The sequence below is a fragment of the Variovorax restrictus genome (assembly GCF_051216715.1).
Taxonomy (GTDB): Bacteria; Pseudomonadota; Gammaproteobacteria; order Burkholderiales; family Burkholderiaceae_C; genus Variovorax.
Map to the genome: position 1 here is coordinate 2,417,808 of NZ_JBPJZH010000001.1, position 17,326 is coordinate 2,435,133.

The following is a 17,326-nucleotide window of genomic DNA, read 5'->3' on the forward strand; positions in this document are numbered from 1 at the left end:
TGACCTGCGGGCCGTCGTCGGAAAAGGGCGCCGGCTGGGTCGTCCGGGGGCCCAGGGCCTCCGCTTGCATGCGCGGCGCTTCAGGCCGTGCCGTCCGGCACGAAGACGTAGCCCACGCCCCATACCGTCTGGATATAGCGCGGTGCGGCCGCGTCAGATTCCACCAGCTTGCGCAGGCGCGAGATCTGCACGTCCAGGCTGCGGTCGAACGGCTCGAACTCGCGGCCGCGGGCCAGCTGTGCCAGCTTCTCGCGTGACAACGGCTGGCGCGGGTGGCGCACCAACGCCTTGAGCATGGCGAATTCGCCGGTGGTCAGCGAGAGCTCTTCGCCATCCTTCTTGAGCGTGCGCGAACCGAGATCGAAGGTGAAGGGGCCGAAGCTCACCGTCTCGTTGTCGGTCGACGGCGCGCCGGGCGCCTCGAGCGGCGGACGGCGGCGCAGCACCGCATGCACGCGGGCCAACAGTTCGCGCGGGTTGAAGGGCTTGCCCAGGTAGTCGTCGGCGCCGACCTCGAGGCCGACGATGCGGTCGACGTCCTCGCCCTTGGCCGTGAGCATGATGATCGGGGTGCGGTCATTGGCAGCGCGCAGGCGCCGGCAGACCGACAGGCCGTCTTCGCCGGGCATCATCAGGTCCAGCACGATCAGGTCGACCGTGTCGCGCAGCAGGATGCGGTTGAGCGCCTTGCCGTCTTCGGCCACGATGACTTCGAAGCCTTCCTGGGTCAGGTAGCGGCGGAGCAGGTCGCGGATTCGCGCGTCGTCGTCGACGATGACGACCTTGTCGGTACGAGCGGGGGTCTGATTCATTTCTGCAACGGATATTTGTAACAGGCGCGATTCTGAAGCCGTTGTGTCGCCATTCTTCGGCTTTGCGCAGTTGTCTGACACTAAGTTACACAACTTGCGTGCGCTGGCGGGGCGTTGATTTTGGCTTCAGATGTTGATGGCACAGTGTGGTGTCTCCGCTCTTGGCCACCCATGAAATCGTCGATCCCCGTTCGTTTGCTGCCGGTTGCGCTGGTCTTTTCTGCCTGTTCGGTGTCGTGGGCGGCGACCGGCTTCCTGCAGGTGGGCGGTGCGACGCGCCACGAGGTGCGCCAAGCGGTGCAAGCACACCGCGCTGCGCAACGCGAGGAGGTGCAGCGCGAAGAAGCATCTGCCGGGCGCAGGCTGACACCGGCCGAGTTGGCCGAACTGCGCAGTCAGGTGCGTCAGCAGTGGCCGCGCTACGATGGCTCCCATGTCGACACGCCGCTGCCGACGTCGGAGCCGCCGCAGCCCGCGGGCTCCGCGCCGCCGACGCCGATGCGCGCGTTGACGCTGCCGCGCAGCCAGCGGCAGTGATCGCCACCTGCTGGCCCGTTCTGGGTCGGTTCTCACCTTCGAAGGGAATCTCTTGAAAACAATGATGAAGTCGATGGCCGCCTGCGCGGCGTTTGCCTGTGCCGGTCTGGCCATGGCCGATACCCCGCCGCCGCAGAATGTGCTGCAGCTGTCGGCAAGTGGGACCGTGGAGGTTCAGCAGGACCTGCTGAGCATGACGCTCAGCACCACGCGCGAGGCCCCGGAGGCCGCCACCGTCCAGAGCCAACTCAAGACGGCGCTCGATGCCGCGCTGACCGAGGCACGCAAGAGCGCGCAGCCTGGGCAGCTCGATGTGCGCACCGGCAACTTCACGCTGTCGCCACGCTACACCCGCGAGGGCAAGATCAACGGCTGGCAGGGTTCGACCGAACTTGTGCTGGAAGGGCGCGATTTCCCGCGCATCACGCAGACGGCGAGCCGGATCACGACCCTGACCGTCGGTGGCGTCGGCTTCGGCTTGAGTCGCGAACAGCGCGCCAAGGTCGAGACCGAGGCGCAGTCCATCGCCATCGATAACTTCAAGCAGAAGGCCGGCGAGCTGGCGAAGGGTTTCGGCTTCGGCGGCTACACGCTGCGCGAGGTGTCGGTGAACGCGAACGAGGGCGGCCCGATCCGCCCGCGGATGATGGCGGCGCAGGCCAAGTCGTACTCGTCCGACGCGCCGGTGCCGGTCGAGGCGGGCAAGACGAGCGTAGTCGTGAACGTCTCGGGCGCCGTGCAACTGAAGTAGGGCGCGGCGAGGGGCGGCGCTGCGGAGAGAGCCGCTCGCAGCACGGCTCGCATCGCGATGAATTAGGATGCAGCGAGACCATCATCTGCAGCCTCTCGTCCCTGTTCCCGCACCATTCATGACCGAGCCGACCCTCTTCTTCGTCGACTGCGCGGACGCGCAGGGCGGTCATCGAATGGGCTGCTGGCAATGGGGCGATGCGCAGAGTGCGAATGTCGTGCTGTGCGTCCATGGGCTCACGCGGCAGGGGCGCGATTTCGACGTGCTCGCACGGGCGCTCGTGGCGCGCGCCCACGGTGATGTGCGGGTCGTCTGCCCTGATGTCGTCGGCCGTGGCGAAAGCGACTGGCTGGCCGACCCGAACGGCTACCAGGTGCCGCTCTACGCCGCCGACATGCTGGCCCTGCTCGCGCAACTGCAGGCCGATCGGGCCATCGCGCGGCTCGACTACGTCGGCACCAGCATGGGCGGGCTGATCGGCCTGGTGTTGGCGGGCAGCCCGGCACTGCCGCTGCCGGCGCCGATCCGCCGCTTGGTGCTCAACGACGTCGGTCCGACGATCGATGCGGGCGCGCTGCAGCGTATCGGCCTGTACCTGGGCAACGTCGGCCGCTTCGCCTCCCTCCAGGAAGCCGCAGATGCGATGTGGGTGATCTCGCAGAGCTTCGGCCCGCACACGCCGGACGAATGGCTGACGCTGTCGCGCCCCATGATCGCTCCCGCAAGCCGTCGCACCGCCGACGGAACAGTCAAGCGGCCGGGCGATGCCGTCGATGCCCCTTTCGTCCTTCATTACGACCCGGCCATCGCCGTGGCCTTCCGCGCCATCACGCCGGAAGCGGCGGCGCAGGGCGAGGTCGCGCTGTGGTCGCTCTACGATGCGATCCACGCAGAGACATTGCTGACCCGCGGTGCGCAGTCCGATCTGCTGTCGCACGACACCGCACAGGCCATGACGCAGCGTGGCCCGAAGGCCCGACTCGTCGAGTTCGCCGGCGTCGGGCACGCGCCGACGTTCGTGAAGCCCGACCAGGTCGCGGCCGTCACCTCCTTTCTGTTCGACTGAGTGAAGCGCGATTCCTCCACCCCCCCGGCACGCATCCCGGCCGACGCCGTGGTCGACTACCCGCTGTCGGCTGCGACGGCGGAGCGCAGCCCCGTCATGGAGAACATGCTGCCGCGCGCCCGGGCCTTCGCCGAGCCGCTGATTGCGGACGAGACGCTCGACACCGGCGAGAACACCTTGGCGCATGCCGATGCCGTGGCCGCCATCGTGGCTCACATGGGCGGCTCCGAGGCGATGCAGGCCGCCAGCTACCTCGTGTATTCGTGCCAGCACCTGAACCGCCCGCAGGAGGTCATCGCGAAAGTCTTCGGCGACAACTTCGCGGCGCTGGCGGTGGAGACGACCAAGCTCGTGCAGGTACAGGCGCAGGCACGTGGTGCGGCCTTGAGTGCCCACGGCGTCGACGGCGGCGGTGCGCAGACCGAGAACGTGCGCAAGATGCTGCTGGCCTTCTCGCGCGACCTGCGGGTCGTGATGCTCCGTCTAGCTTCGCGCCTGCAGACCTTGCGTCATGCGGCCGCCATCAAGAAGCCGGTGGCCGAAAGTGTCGCGCGTGAATCGCTGCAGGTCTTCGCACCGCTGGCCAACCGGCTGGGCATCTGGCAGGTCAAGTGGGAGATCGAAGACCTGTCATTCCGCTTTCTGGAGCCCGAGACCTACAAGCTCATCGCCCAGCTGCTCGACGAAAAGCGCGTGGAGCGTGAAGGCTACATCGAGCAGTTGCGCACGCAGCTCGAGGAAGAACTGAAGGGGCAGGGCATCGCGGCCACGGTGCAGGGTCGGCCAAAGAACATCTACAGCATCGTGAAGAAGATGCGTGGCAAGTCGCTCGATTTCGCGCAAGTCTTCGACATTCTCGCGTTGCGCGTCGTGGTGCCCGACGTGAAGGACTGCTACGCCGCATTGGCCTGGGTGCATTCACATTTCGAGCCGATCGACGAGGAGTTCGACGACTACATCGCGCGGCCCAAGCCCAACGGCTACCAGTCGCTGCACACGGTCGTGCGCAAGGCCGTGGATGGCAAGGTGGGCAAGCCGATCGAGATCCAGATCCGCACGGAGGAGATGCACGACCACGCCGAGCATGGCGTGGCCGCGCACTGGGCCTACAAGGAAGCCGGGCCGAAGGGCTATGCCGGCGTATGGTCCAGTGGTGAGTACGACGCGAAGATCGCCGTGCTGCGCCAGTTGCTTGCGTGGGAGCGCGACCTCTCGGGCGGCCAACAGGCTCAGGGCCTGTTCGACGATCGTATTTATGTGCTGACGCCCGATGCCGCGATCGTCGAACTGCCGCAGGGCGCGACCGCGGTCGACTTCGCCTATACCGTGCATACCAGCCTGGGGCATCGCTGTCGCGGTGCTCGCATCGACGGCGCGATGGTGCCGCTGAACACGCCGCTGCAGAACGGGCAGACGGTCGAGATCATCGCGGCAAAGGAGGGCGGGCCGTCGCGGGACTGGCTCAACGCCGAGCTGGGCTACCTCGCCAGCCATCGCGCGCGCGCGAAGGTGCGCGCATGGTTCAACGCGCAGATCACGCACGAAACCATCGCCAAGGGCCGGGAGGCGGTCGAAAAGCTGCTGCAGCGCGAAGGCAAGACCTCGACGCGGCTGGAAGACTTGGCATCGCAGCTCGGTTTCAAGTCGGCCGATCATCTGTTCGAAGTCGTCGGCAAGGACGAGTTCTCGCTGCGCAACATCGAGACCTTGCTGCGCCCGCCCGATCCTGCGCCAGGAGCGGACGACGGCGTGCTGTTGAAGAAGTCGCGCGCCAGCGACAAGGCTGGCAAGGGCGGTGTGCTGGTCGTTGGCGTGTCGTCGTTGATGACGCAGTTGGCCAAGTGCTGCCGCCCGGCCCCGCCGGACGCCATCGGCGGCTTCGTGACGCGCGGTCACGGCGTGAGCGTCCATCGAAGCGACTGCAGCAACTTCCGTACGATGGCCGGGCACAACCCCGAGCGCGTGATCGACGTGGAATGGGGCCGACCGAAGGTGGAGGAAGGCTCGCTTTACGCGGTCGACGTGGCGGTGGAGGCGGCCGACCGGCAGGGCCTGCTGCGCGATATCTCGGACGTGTTCGCGCGCGAGAAGATGAACGTCATCGGTGTGCAGACGCAGTCGGTCAAGGGCACGGCGTGGATGACCTTCACGGTCGAGATCCCCGATACGGCCCGGCTTTCGCAGGTGCTGAAGGTGGTTTCCGCGGTTCCAGGCGTGAGATCTTCTCGCCGCCGTTGAAAAGGCGCTTTTTTAGGTGCTATACTCGTAGGCTTCTCGGACACATCCTTAGGCGCGTAGCTCAGCTGGTTAGAGCACCACCTTGACATGGTGGGGGTCGTTGGTTCGAGTCCAATCGCGCCTACCAATTTTCGATCACTGAACCGGCCAACCACCGGGCATCACATCGAACCGATGCCTCCGGCTTTGCCGGTGGCCTATCCCCTTCGAACGAATGGCATGAACCGTACCGAATGTGGTACCTTGGATGCCACTCCCGATATCCACGCGTTCCGATGAGTTCCCCCCCCGTGACCGATGCCGCGCATGAAGAACTGCGCGTGGCCGCTTTGTTGCGTCATGCGCCACTCGAATTCGCACGCGTGGTTTACGGGCTGAATGATCAGGCCAACGGTCGAGCCGCGACGATGGCCGCCGAAGATGTCGCGCGCACCGTACGTCAAGGCACTCCGGTAACGCGCGAGCGCGCGGAACAGCGAGCCCGTGCCTACCTGCCGAGTGCGGGGCACGAGCACTGCCCGCGGTGCTGGGTGTTCAACGGCATCAAGAGCCCACTGCACTACCGTGAACAAAGCGCGGAGCGTCCCGAGTCCGCGCTGTGCAAGGTGTGCGGCGCTGAGTACGTGACGGCACTCTGAGCCTGAGGTGCCGGTCAGGGTAAACCTTGGCGCGGTGCAACAATCTCGCTCCCTAGAATCGTGCGGCGCCATTGGCGCCAAGACGCGAAGGAGTCCTCAGTGCAGAGCAAGAAGTCCGGGTCCAAGCCGGTGCAGCGTGTGATCAAGAAGTACCCGAACCGAAGGCTCTACGACACCGACACCTCCACCTACATCACGCTGGCCGAGGTCAAGCAGCTCGTGATGAAGAGTGCACCTTTCGTGGTACGCGACGCCAAGACCGGCGACGACCTCACCCGCAGCATCTTGCTGCAGATCATTCTGGAAGAAGAGGCGGGCGGTGCTCCCATGTTCACCGAGCCGGTGCTCGCGAGCATCATCCGGTTCTACGGTCAGGCCATGCAGGGCTACATGGGCCCGTACCTTGAAAAGAACATCCAGGCGATGACCGAGGTGCAGGCGCAGCTGGCCGAGAAGGCCGAGGAGCTGACGCCGGAGATGTGGGCGCGCTTCATGACGGTCCAGTCACCGATGCTGCATGGGTTGATGGGCGACTACGTCGAGCAGTCCAAGAGCATGTTCGTGCAGATGCAGGAGCAAATGCACAAGAACACCGAGCAAGTGTTGGGCGCTTTCGGACTCAAACGCCCCTGAGGTGCGTGCTCGATTGTGTCCATCAAGCCTTCGCGCCGATGGACATCGGTTTAACTGGGACAATAGGGCAATGAGTGAAGTTGCCTCCCCCGAACGAACCGCCACGCCGGCCGCCCCCAAGGTCGGCTTCGTGAGCCTGGGCTGCCCCAAGGCCTTGACGGATTCCGAGTTGATCCTCACGCAGCTGAGCGCCGAGGGCTACCAGACGTCCAAGACCTTTGAAGGCGCCGACATCGTCATCGTCAACACCTGCGGGTTCATCGACGATGCAGTCCGGGAGAGCCTCGACACCATCGGCGAGGCACTGGCTGGCAACGGTCGCGTCATCGTCACGGGTTGCCTGGGCGCCAAGACGGGTGATCAGGGCGGCAACCTGGTGCGCCAGATGCACCCCAGTGTGCTTGCCGTGACCGGGCCTCACGCCACGCAGGATGTGATGGACGCGGTCCACGCCAACCTGCCCAAGCCGCACGATCCCTTCATCGATCTCGTGCCGAACACCTTTGGCGTGGCCGGCATCAAGTTGACGCCGCGGCATTACGCATATCTGAAGATCAGCGAGGGCTGCAACCACCGCTGCACCTTCTGCATCATCCCGTCCATGCGCGGCGACCTGGTGTCGCGGCCGGTGGGCGATGTGTTGAGCGAGGCGAAGGCCCTGTTCGAGGGCGGTGTGAAGGAACTGCTGGTGATCAGCCAGGACACCTCCGCCTATGGCGTGGACGTCAAGTACCGCACCGGCTTCTGGGACGGCAAACCCGTGAAGACGCGCATGCTCGAACTGGTGCGCACGCTGGGCGAGATCGCCGAGCCCTACGGCGCGTGGGTTCGTCTGCACTATGTGTACCCGTACCCGAGCGTGGACGAGGTAATCCCGTTGATGGCCAGCGGCCAGGTGCTGCCTTACCTCGACGTGCCGCTGCAGCACAGCCACCCGGATGTGCTGCGACGCATGAAGCGTCCGGCGAGTGGCGAGAAGAACTTGGAGCGCATTGCGCGCTGGCGCGAGATGAGTCCGGAACTCGTGATTCGCAGCACCTTCATTGCTGGCTTTCCCGGCGAGACTGAGGAGGAGTTCGAGCATCTGCTGGACTTCATTCGCGAGGCGGAGATCGACCGCGCCGGTTGCTTTGCCTACAGCCCTGTCGCAGGCGCTGCGGCCAACGAGATCCCGGGCATGTTGCCGCTGGAGGTTCGGGAGGCACGCCGGGCCCGCTTCATGGAAGTGGCCGAGGCGGTGTCGACGGCAAAGCTGCGTCGGCGTATCGGCGCGACGATGCAGGTGTTGGTCGATTCGGCACCGGGCCTCGGTCGCAAGGGCGGTGTGGGCCGAACCTATGCCGACGCGCCCGAGATCGACGGCACGGTTCGGCTGTTGCCGCCCGAGAAGATCAGCAAGACGCTCAAGGTGGGTGAGTTCACGCGTGCGCGCGTGGTCGGCGTCGAGGGACACGATCTGGTGGCGCTGCCCATCTGATGTCGTTGTCGATCGAGAGGCCCAAGAAAAAAGCCACCGGAGACCGGTGGCTTGATTCGGCTGACCTGGCGGAGGTCAGCGTTGACTTGGTGCCCAGAAGAGGACTCGAACCTCCACGATGTTACTCGCTAGTACCTGAAACTAGTGCGTCTACCAATTCCGCCATCTGGGCTTCATGTCTGCCGAAGCAGACACGGTTCGCTTTTCAGCGAAGCCTTGAATTATATGCCGATTTTTCTGCTTCGCTGAAGGCGACGCAGCGAGCGAGCATGAAAAAAGCCACCGGAGGCCGGTGGCTTGAATCGAATGACCTGGTAAAGGTCTGTTTAAACTTGGTGCCCAGAAGAGGACTCGAACCTCCACGATGTTACTCGCTAGTACCTGAAACTAGTGCGTCTACCAATTCCGCCATCTGGGCTTCACGACTGCAAGAAGCAGTCATGTTTTGAATTTCAGGAAAGAAGGAGATCATATCAAAAATAATGGCACTTCCAGCGTGTTGCTGGACGAACTCGAAGGCACTGTTCAAGGGCATCGCGACGGGCACGGCTTCGTGCAGCGCGACGACGGCGAGGCAGACATTTACTTGCCCCCGAACGAGATGCGTGCAGTGCTGCACAAGGACCGCGTCAAAGCACGCATCGTGCGGCAGGACCGGCGCGGCCGGCCCGAAGGACGCGTGGTCGAAATCATCGAACGCTCCGAGCAGCCGATCATCGGCCGGTTGCTGCACGAAGGCGGCGTCTGGCTCGTCGCTCCCGAGGACAAGCGTTACGGTCAGGATGTCCTGATCCCCAAGGGCGCTACCGGTACAGCCAAGGTCGGTCAGGTGGTGGTGGTGCAGCTCACCGAACCGCCTGCGCTCTTCGGGCAGCCCGTCGGCCGCGTGAGAGAAGTGCTCGGTGAGATCGACGACCCGGGCATGGAGATCGAGATCGCGGTGCGCAAGTACGGCGTGCCGCACGAGTTCTCCGAGGCGGGCCTCGCCGAGGCCAAGGCGCTGCCCGACAAGGTGCGTCCGGCCGACAAGAAGGGCCGCATCGACCTGACCGACGTGCCGCTCGTCACCATCGACGGCGAGGACGCGCGCGACTTCGACGATGCGGTCTATTGCGAGCCGGCCAAGGTCGGCCGCGGCAAGGGCTGGCGGCTGCTGGTCGCCATCGCCGACGTCAGTGCGTATGTGCAGACCGGCTCGCCGATCGACATCGACGCCTACGACCGCGCGACCAGCGTGTACTTCCCGCGCCGCGTCATTCCGATGCTGCCAGAGAAGTTGTCGAACGGCCTCTGCTCGCTGAACCCGGAGGTCGAGCGGCTGTGCATGGTCTGCGACATGCTGGTTGCGGCCGATGGCGAGGTCTATGCTTACCAGTTCTACCCGGCGGTGATGTTCAGCCACGCCCGCTTCACGTACACCGAGGTGGCGGCAATCCTCGGCAACACGCGTGGCCCCGAAGCGGCCAAGCGCAAAGATCGGGTGAAGGACTTGTTGAACCTCTCCGATGTCTACAAGGCCCTGCTCAAGCAGCGCGCCAAGCGTGGCGCGGTCGACTTCGAAACCACCGAGACGCAGATCGTCTGCGACGACGCGGGCCGCATCGAGAAGATCGTGCCGCGCACCCGCAACGAAGCGCACAAGATCATCGAAGAAGCGATGCTCGCGGCCAACGTGTGCAGCGCCGACTTCATCGCCGGCAGCAAGCACCCGGGCCTGTTCCGCGTGCACGAAGGCCCGACCACCGAGAAGAAGGAAGTCCTGCGCGGCTACCTCAAAGCGATGGGGGTGGGCCTGTCGATCACCGACGATCCGAAGCCGGGCGAGTTTCAGGCGATTGCCGAAGCGACCAAGGAACGCCCCGACGCACAGCAGATCCACACGATGCTGTTGCGATCGATGAGCCAGGCGATCTACACCCCGATCAACGGGGGCCATTTCGGCCTGGCCTACGAGGCCTATACGCACTTCACCAGCCCGATCCGGCGCTACCCGGACCTGCTGGTGCACCGCGTGATCAAGGCGATCCTCGATAAGCGGAAATACACGCTGCCGATGCTGCCGACGCCGGGCGAGGCGCATGCGAAGCTGGCCAAGCGGCTGGCGTCGCGCGTGAAGTCGCCGACGAACAAGCCGCAGAAGGCGGTCGTCGCCCCGACCAAAGAGACGCAAGCCTGGGAAGCGGCCGGCCTGCATTGCAGCGCCAACGAACGCCGTGCCGACGAAGCCAGCCGCGACGTCGAGGCATGGCTCAAGTGCAAGTACATGCGCGAGCATCTTGGCGAGGAGTACGGTGGCGTCGTCAGCTCGGCCACGACCTTCGGAATCTTCGTCACGCTCGACGCGATGTACGTCGAAGGCCTGGTGCACATCACCGAGCTGGGTGGCGAGTACTTCAAGTTCGACGAAATGCGCCAGGAGCTGCGCGGCGAGCGCACCGGCATCCGCTACGCCATCGGCACGCGGGTTCGGGTGCAGGTCAGCCGTGTCGATCTGGATGGCCGCAAGATCGACTTCCGCCTGGTGCGCGAAGGCGAGGATCTGACGGCGCGTGCCATGAAGGACAAGGGCGTCGGCTCCAGTGGCGTGCCGGTCAAGGCGTCCGCCAAGCGCGGCGCACGGAGCGGTGGCAAGAGCGCCGATGTGGTGACCCTCCCGGTCGAACGTGCCGACGGTGCGCAGTCGGCCATGCAAGCCTTCAAATCGGCCGTGAAGAAGGCTGCCAACAAGATGAAGGGGCGCAAGCCCCGCCGTGGATGAACGAAGGAGACAAAGAAACATGACGCAGAACACTGCACCTCGTACGGCCATCGTCACCGGTGCCGGCACCGGCATCGGTCGCGCGGCCTCGCTCGCGCTGCTGGCCGACGGCTGGAACGTGGCACTGGCGGGCCGCCGGGTCGAGCCGCTCGAACAGGTCGCTGAAGAGTCGGGAGTCGGCACGCGCGCCTTGGTCGTGCCGACGGACGTCGCGGATGCCGCCTCGGTCGAGGCGCTGTTCGCGGCCACGGTGGCACGTTTCGGTCGGGTCGACCTGCTGTTCAACAACGCCGGTGTCGGTAACCCGTCCGGCCCCTTCGAGGACTGGACGCCAGCGCAGTGGCAGGGGGTCGTCGACATCAACCTGACCGGCATGTTCTTCTGCATCCAGCAGGCGTTCCGGGTGATGAAGGCGCAGACGCCACGCGGCGGCCGCATCATCAACAACGGTTCGATTTCGGCGACGGCGCCGCGACCGAATTCGATCGCCTACACGGCGACGAAGCATGCGGTGGAAGGCCTGACCAAGACCGCGTCGCTCGACGGCCGCAAGTACGACATCGCCGTCGGCCAGGTCGACGTGGGCAACGCCATGACGGAACTCGCCGCGCGCATGGCCAAGGGCGTGCCGCAAGCCAACGGCGAACTGGCGATCGAGCCGCTGATCGATGTGAAGATCGTCGGCCAGTCTGTGCTCTACATGGCCAACCTGCCGTTGGAGGCCAACGTGCTGTTCCACACCATCATGGCAACGAAGATGCCCTTCGTCGGTCGCGGCTAACGCGTCGTCCGGCAGGCGCACTGGCGCGCCAGTGCGCCTGCGGTGAGCGGCGCTGCATCGGCCGGCCACGTGTCGGCCATGTGGCCATGTCGCCAGACGGCTTCGCAGGCCGCCGCGAAGGGCGGATGCTGCGCGGCGAGGGCCGCACCGATCATCCCGGCGAGCACGTCGCCGGTGCCTGCCGTTGCGAGCCTCGCATTGCCGGTGAGGTTGATCGCGGGTGCAGCATGACCGGGCTCGGCGATCACGGTGCCTGAGCCTTTGAGCACCGCCACCACGCCGAAGCGCGATGCGAGTTGGCGTGCTGCCGCCAGTCGATCGGCCTGGATGTCGCCGGCGCTGCGACCCAGCAGGCGCGCCGCCTCCAGGGGGTGCGGTGTGATCACGGTGGGCCGCCCGCGTCGAGCACGCGCTGCGAGTTGCGCCTGCAGCGCGCTGTCGACCGCGATGGCGTTGAGCGCATCGGCGTCGAGCACCAGCGCAGCCGCTGTCGCCAGGATGCGCGGCAGCGCTGCACGCACCGCAGTGCCGCCACCGCAGCCACAGACCGCGGTCATCGTCGACAGGTCGAGCGTGTCGAGAGGGCGGAGCATCAGTTCGGGTTGTGCCACGTCCACACGTGCGGCGCCCGGATCGAGCAGTCCGACGAGCACGCGGCCCGCACCAGCGTGCAATGCGGCCGACGCGGCCAGCAACGCGGCGCCCGCCATGCCGGGCGCACCGCCGACCACCGCGACATCGCCATAGCTGCCTTTGTGCGACGCATGGGGGCGCGTGCGCACCCGGGGCGGGCCGGCGAGGCGGGCGGTCGGCGGTTCGGCCGTGTCGCCGCAGCCCAGATCGTCGAACCATACGGTGCCCGCCGCGTCGCGACCGTGTGCGGTGAACAGGCCGGGTTTCAGCGTGAGAAAGGTCAGGCAGAAGCGGGAGGCGTCCGCGTGGGCGACCATGCCGTGCGACGAAGCGCCCGTGTCGGCATTCAGGCCGGACGGCACATCGACACAGAGCACAGGCGGGCCGCTGGCATTCATCGCCTGCAACCATGCGGCCATGACGCCTTCGGGTGGTCGGCTGGCGCCGATGCCGAGCAGCGCGTCGATCGCCAGTTGGTAGCTTGCGGGCGGGCTGTCGGCGAAGACCACGCCCGCGTCCCGGGCACGTTGCAGCGACGCCCTGGCATCGGTCGGCAGCCGATGTTCGTCGCCCGCCAAGGTGACGATGGGCATGAAGCCGGCCTGCTTCAACTGCGCTGCCGCTTCGAGGCCATCACCTCCGTTGTTGCCGGGCCCGCAGGCGATCCAGATCGTGCGTGCGTCGGGTGCCAGGGCCATGGCGAGCCTGGCGACGGCGCGCCCGGCCCGTTGCATCAGCGTATGAGGCGGCAACGCGGCTGAAGCGGCTTGCTCGATGCGGCGCGTCGCGGCAATGTCGAAGAGCGGCGCGTCGGTTTCGGCGGTGATGCGTTGCATGTCGACGATTGTGCGACCGCGTCGGCGCTCAGCGCAGCCGTTCGACACCCAGGCCTTCCAGATCGATCCCGGCGTCCTGTCCGGCCACGAGGTCGGCCAGCACGCGGGCGCTTCCGCACGAAAGCGCCCAGCCGCTCGAGCCATGGCCCAGGTTGAGCCAGACGCCCGGCACGCCGCTCGGCCCGATCACCGGCGGGCCGTCGGGAAGCATCGGCCGCGCACCTTTCCACTGCTGGACACCGGTCTGCAGCGTGGCCGCGCCGGGAAACCAGTCGTGCAGTACCTTGTAGAGCGTCTGCAATGCCGCCGGATTCATCGTGTCAAGAGAGCCGCCGATCTCTGCGCTGCCGGCCACGCGGACCCGCAGGCCCATCCGTGAGATGGCGACCTTGTAGCGCTCATCCATCACAGCGCTGCGCGGCGCGTTGAGCGGTTCGCGTATCTGGGCCGTCACCGAGTGGCCGTATACCGGCGCCAGAGGCATGCGAATGCCCAGCGGGCGCAGCAGCGCGGCCGATGCCACGCCGGCGCAGACCACGACGGCGTCGTAGGAGACGGCATCGGAGCCGGTGGCCAGCGAGAGCGAGCGCGGTGCCGCGCGGCTCATCGGCGCGATGTCGCAGTTGAAATGGAACTGCGCGCCCAACGCCTCGGCCTCGCGCTTGAGCAGCAAGGCGAACTGGCGGCAGTTCGCCACCTCGTCCTCGGGCAGGTGGATGGCGCCGGCGAGCTCGGTGTCGGTGCTCAGGGCAGGCTCGAGCTTCCGGGCCTCGTCGGCGTCGATCTCGCGGAACACGCTGCCGGCGCCGCGCAGCACCTCCAAGCCCGGTTGCACCAGCTTGCGCTCGCGCTTCGAGCGCAGCAGCACGAGGTAGCCGTCGCTGCGCTCGTAACTCAGCTCACGGGCTTCCGTGATCTCGTGGAGCCGGGTGCGGCTGTAGAAGGCCAGGCGTTGCATGCGTGCGCGGTTGGCCAGGTAGGTTTCGAGCTTGCAGGCGCGCTGCCACTGAGACATCCAGCGCAGGTCGCGCGCCGTGAGCGGCCAGCGCACCTTGATCGCGCCGTGGTTCGAAAGCAGTGATCGCAGGACTTTCATCCGCATACCGGGCGCAGCCCAGGGTGTGACGTAACCGGGTGCGACGACACCGGCATTGGCGAAGCTGGATTCTTCCGCGGCGGCACCGCGGCGCTCGAAGACGGTGACTTCATGGCCGTCGCAGGCCAGTTCCCAGGCGGTGGTGACGCCGATAATGCCGGCGCCCACGATCGCGATTTTCATTGGATCTTCGATGAAAGAATGGCTGGCGCCGACCGCAAGACGCGGCCGCAGCGCAGGGCACTATTGTTGCAGCGCACGCGCCGCTTGGGCTTTGCGCCAAGCTGCATCCAGTCGGTCGGCGCGTCGGGGAGGGCGCAGAGGGCGTGCGTGCTATACTCTTTGGGTTTCGCCGAGCGGGATTTCCCGAGTACGCCACGGCGCAAACACATCCGCAAACCAGCCCACTCAAGGTGTCGCGTCCTCCAAACAGAGGCTGCGAAACGGGCTGGATTTTAGACCCAACCTTTGGAGTTATTCCTATGTCGACCACCATGCGCGAAATGCTGGAAGCCGGTGTCCATTTCGGCCACCAAACCCGCTTCTGGAACCCCAAGATGGCCCCGTTCATCTTCGGCCATCGCAACAAGATTCACATCATCAACCTGGAAAAGTCGCTTCCGATGTTCCAGGACGCGACGAAGTACGCGAAGCAGCTCACCGCCAACCGCGGCACCATCCTGATGGTCGGCACCAAGCGCCAGGCCCGTGAGATCGTGGCTGCCGAAGCCCGCCGCGCCGGCGTGCCCTTCGTTGACACGCGTTGGCTCGGCGGCATGCTGACCAACTTCAAGACGGTCAAGACGTCGATCAAGCGCCTGAAGGAAATGAAGGCGCAGCAAGAAGCCGGCCTCGATGCCCTGAGCAAGAAGGAGCAACTGACCTTCTCGCGCGAAATCGAGAAGCTCGAGAAGGACATCGGCGGCATCCAGGACATGACCGCGCTGCCCGATGCCATCTTCGTGATCGACGTGGGCTTCCACAAGATCGCCGTGGCCGAAGCCAAGAAGCTGGGCATCCCGCTGATCGGCGTGGTCGACTCCAACCACTCGCCCGAAGGCATCGACTACGTCATCCCCGGCAACGACGACTCGTCGAAGGCCGTCATGCTGTACGCCCGCGGTATCGCCGACGCGATCATCGAAGGCCGCAACAATGCGGGCAACGACGTGGTCAAGGCGGTGCAGGAAGCCGGCAGCGACGAATTCGTGGAAGTCGAAGAAGGCGCTTCCGCCTGATCGCATCCGCGTGAGCCTTGAAGAAGGGGCTTTGTGGCCCCTTTTTTTGATCTGATTTTTGAATACGGAGAACGAACAATGGCTGCAATCACCGCAAGCATGGTGGGAGAACTGCGCGCAAAGACCGACGCGCCCATGATGGAATGCAAGAAGGCGCTCACTGAGGCCGACGGCAACATGGAAAAGGCCGAAGAACTGCTGCGCATCAAGCTCGGCAACAAGGCCGGCAAGGCATCGGGCCGCATCACGGCTGAAGGCGTGGTCACGGCCTTCGTCGACGGCGATGCCGGCGGCATGATCGAGATCAACTGCGAAACCGACTTCGTCACCAAGAACGACAGCTTTCTCGCACTGGCCAACGCCGCTGCGATGCTGGTCGCCAAGAACAACCCGGCTGACATCGCCGCTCTGGGCGCGCTGCCCTACGAGCAGGACGGTTTCGGCCCGACGCTCGAAGACGTGCGCAAGGGCCTGATCGGCAAGATCGGCGAGAACATGAGCTTCCGCCGCTTCAAGCATTTCGGCGGTACGGCCAAGCTGGCGTCGTACCTGCACGGCACGCGCATCGGCGTGATGGTGGAATTCGAAGGTGACGACGCCGCCGCCAAGGACGTGGCCATGCACATCGCCGCCATGAAGCCGGTTGCCATTTCAAGCAACGATGTCCCCGCCGACCTGATCGAAAAAGAGCGCGCCGTCGCCGCCGGCAAGGCCGAGGAAGACCGCAAGACCGCCGAAGCCGAAGGCAAGAAGACGCAGCCGGCCGACATCGTTGCCAAGCGCATCGAAGGCGGCGTGCAGAAGTACCTCAAGGAGGTCTCGCTGCACAACCAGCCGTTCGTCAAGAACGACAAGCAGACGGTCGAGCAGATGCTCAAGGCTGTCGACACTACGATCAAGGGCTTCACGCTCTACGTCGTGGGTGAAGGCATCGAGAAGAAGGTGGACGACTTCGCGGCCGAAGTGGCAGCGCAGGTCGCTGCCGCCAAGGCTGCCGCCTGAGTCTGCCTGCCTGCACGGCGGCGCGCATGCCGCGCCGCCGTTTTTCGACCGCTCCGTCTTACACTCGCCCCGCTCACCACTCCAAGGAATTGCCCATGCCCGATGCCCGCCCAGCCCACAAGCGAATCTTGTTGAAGCTGTCGGGTGAGGCGCTGATGGGCGACGACGCCTTCGGCATCAACCGCGCGACCATCGTCCGGATGGTGCAGGAGGTGGCCGAGGTCGTGAACCTGGGCGTGGAAGTGGCGGTCGTCATCGGCGGCGGCAACATCTTCCGCGGCGTGGCGGGCGGCTCGGTCGGGATGGACCGTGCGACCGCCGACTACATGGGGATGCTCGCGACGGTGATGAACGCGCTCGCGCTGGCCGACGCCATGGACAAGCAGGGCCTGATCGCCCGCGTGATGTCCGCGATCGCCATCGAGCAGGTGGTGGAGCCCTATGTCCGCCCCAAGGCCTTGCAGTACCTCGAAGAGGGCAAGGTCGTGATCTTCGCCGCCGGAACGGGCAACCCTTTCTTCACCACCGACACCGCCGCCGCGCTGCGCGGTGCCGAGATCGGCGCCGAGCTGGTGCTCAAGGCGACCAAGGTCGACGGCGTCTACACCGCCGACCCGAAGAAGGACCCGACCGCGACCCGCTATGCGACGCTGAGCTTCGACGAAGCGATCTCGCAAAACCTCGGCATCATGGACGCCACCGCGTTCGCGCTGTGCCGCGACCAGAAGCTGCCGATCAAGGTGTTCTCGATCTTCAAGCACGGCGCGCTCAAGCGCGTCGTGATGGGCGAGGACGAAGGCACCTTGGTTCACGCTTGAGGAGACCCTGAC

General features: G+C 65.6%; 15 protein-coding genes and 3 tRNA genes. 13 read left to right on the forward strand and 5 right to left on the reverse strand.

Annotated features, from left to right (window positions below):
* Positions 1-80: 80 nt before the first annotated feature.
* Positions 81-812 (reverse strand): osmolarity response regulator transcription factor OmpR, encoded by a 732-nt coding sequence (gene ompR / locus ACSFA0_RS11375; protein ID WP_262075457.1) that lies wholly within the window; start codon positions 810-812, stop codon positions 81-83.
* 171 nt (positions 813-983) lie between these two features.
* On the opposite strand from ompR, the gene ACSFA0_RS11380 reads away from it, so the two are divergent.
* The 8 genes from ACSFA0_RS11380 to rimO all read left to right on the forward strand — a co-directional run bounded on the left by ACSFA0_RS11380 (position 984) and on the right by rimO (position 8,152).
* Entirely contained in the window at positions 984-1,349 is a 366-nt protein-coding gene (locus tag ACSFA0_RS11380) for a hypothetical protein (RefSeq protein ID WP_435450288.1), read from the forward strand.
* 61 nt (positions 1,350-1,410) lie between these two features.
* Positions 1,411-2,100 carry an SIMPL domain-containing protein gene (locus ACSFA0_RS11385; protein ID WP_435450954.1) on the forward strand — a complete coding sequence of 230 codons (690 nt, stop codon included), beginning with the start codon at positions 1,411-1,413 and terminating at the stop codon, positions 2,098-2,100.
* A 118-nt stretch (positions 2,101-2,218) separates the two neighbouring features.
* The gene (locus tag ACSFA0_RS11390; protein WP_435450289.1) at positions 2,219-3,166 is read left to right on the forward strand and encodes an alpha/beta fold hydrolase; all 948 of its coding nucleotides are present in this window, start codon (positions 2,219-2,221) and stop codon (positions 3,164-3,166) included.
* Positions 3,167-3,262: 96 nt separating this feature from the next.
* Positions 3,263-5,404: a RelA/SpoT family protein gene (locus ACSFA0_RS11395; RefSeq protein ID WP_435450955.1), complete on the forward strand. Its 2,142-nt coding sequence runs from the start codon at positions 3,263-3,265 to the stop codon at positions 5,402-5,404.
* Positions 5,405-5,454: 50 nt separating this feature from the next.
* A tRNA-Val gene (locus tag ACSFA0_RS11400) sits at positions 5,455-5,531 on the forward strand.
* 163 nt (positions 5,532-5,694) lie between these two features.
* Positions 5,695-6,042 carry a hypothetical protein gene (locus tag ACSFA0_RS11405; protein ID WP_435450290.1) on the forward strand — a complete coding sequence of 116 codons (348 nt, stop codon included), beginning with the start codon at positions 5,695-5,697 and terminating at the stop codon, positions 6,040-6,042.
* Between the two features lie 99 nt (positions 6,043-6,141).
* Positions 6,142-6,675: a polyhydroxyalkanoate synthesis repressor PhaR gene (gene phaR, locus ACSFA0_RS11410; protein WP_435450291.1), complete on the forward strand. Its 534-nt coding sequence runs from the start codon at positions 6,142-6,144 to the stop codon at positions 6,673-6,675.
* 70 nt (positions 6,676-6,745) lie between these two features.
* On the forward strand, positions 6,746-8,152 hold the full coding sequence (rimO, locus tag ACSFA0_RS11415; protein WP_435450292.1) for a 30S ribosomal protein S12 methylthiotransferase RimO: 1,407 nt from the start codon (positions 6,746-6,748) through the stop codon (positions 8,150-8,152).
* Positions 8,153-8,239: 87 nt separating this feature from the next.
* On the opposite strand, the gene ACSFA0_RS11420 is transcribed toward rimO, so the two are convergent.
* Both ACSFA0_RS11420 and ACSFA0_RS11425 read right to left on the reverse strand, forming a co-directional pair.
* Positions 8,240-8,324 (reverse strand) — tRNA-Leu (locus ACSFA0_RS11420).
* A gap of 161 nt (positions 8,325-8,485) precedes the next feature.
* Positions 8,486-8,570 (reverse strand) — tRNA-Leu (locus tag ACSFA0_RS11425).
* Between the two features lie 81 nt (positions 8,571-8,651).
* On the opposite strand from ACSFA0_RS11425, the gene rnr reads away from it, so the two are divergent.
* Complete coding sequence (gene rnr, locus ACSFA0_RS11430) at positions 8,652-10,910, forward strand: ribonuclease R (RefSeq protein WP_435450956.1); 2,259 nt, start codon at positions 8,652-8,654, stop codon at positions 10,908-10,910.
* A 19-nt stretch (positions 10,911-10,929) separates the two neighbouring features.
* Entirely contained in the window at positions 10,930-11,691 is a 762-nt protein-coding gene (locus tag ACSFA0_RS11435) for an SDR family oxidoreductase (RefSeq protein ID WP_435450293.1), read from the forward strand.
* Here ACSFA0_RS11435 and ACSFA0_RS11440 read toward each other — a convergent pair.
* Together ACSFA0_RS11440 and ACSFA0_RS11445 are read right to left on the reverse strand one after the other, a co-directional pair.
* Positions 11,688-13,160, reverse strand: coding sequence for an NAD(P)H-hydrate dehydratase (locus tag ACSFA0_RS11440; protein WP_435450294.1), 1,473 nt, complete (start codon positions 13,158-13,160; stop codon positions 11,688-11,690). The two genes, ACSFA0_RS11435 and ACSFA0_RS11440, sit on opposite strands and share 4 nt — an antisense overlap.
* A gap of 28 nt (positions 13,161-13,188) precedes the next feature.
* Positions 13,189-14,439, reverse strand: coding sequence for a D-amino acid dehydrogenase (locus ACSFA0_RS11445; RefSeq protein ID WP_435450295.1), 1,251 nt, complete (start codon positions 14,437-14,439; stop codon positions 13,189-13,191).
* Positions 14,440-14,738: 299 nt separating this feature from the next.
* On the opposite strand from ACSFA0_RS11445, the gene rpsB reads away from it, so the two are divergent.
* From rpsB to pyrH, 3 genes are all read left to right on the forward strand, one after another.
* Positions 14,739-15,494: a 30S ribosomal protein S2 gene (rpsB, locus tag ACSFA0_RS11450; protein ID WP_435450296.1), complete on the forward strand. Its 756-nt coding sequence runs from the start codon at positions 14,739-14,741 to the stop codon at positions 15,492-15,494.
* 78 nt (positions 15,495-15,572) lie between these two features.
* A complete protein-coding gene (gene tsf, locus ACSFA0_RS11455; RefSeq protein ID WP_435450297.1) occupies positions 15,573-16,496 on the forward strand; it encodes a translation elongation factor Ts in 924 nt (307 codons plus the stop codon).
* A gap of 95 nt (positions 16,497-16,591) precedes the next feature.
* Complete coding sequence (gene pyrH, locus ACSFA0_RS11460) at positions 16,592-17,314, forward strand: UMP kinase (RefSeq protein ID WP_435450298.1); 723 nt, start codon at positions 16,592-16,594, stop codon at positions 17,312-17,314.
* Positions 17,315-17,326: the final 12 nt, after the last annotated feature.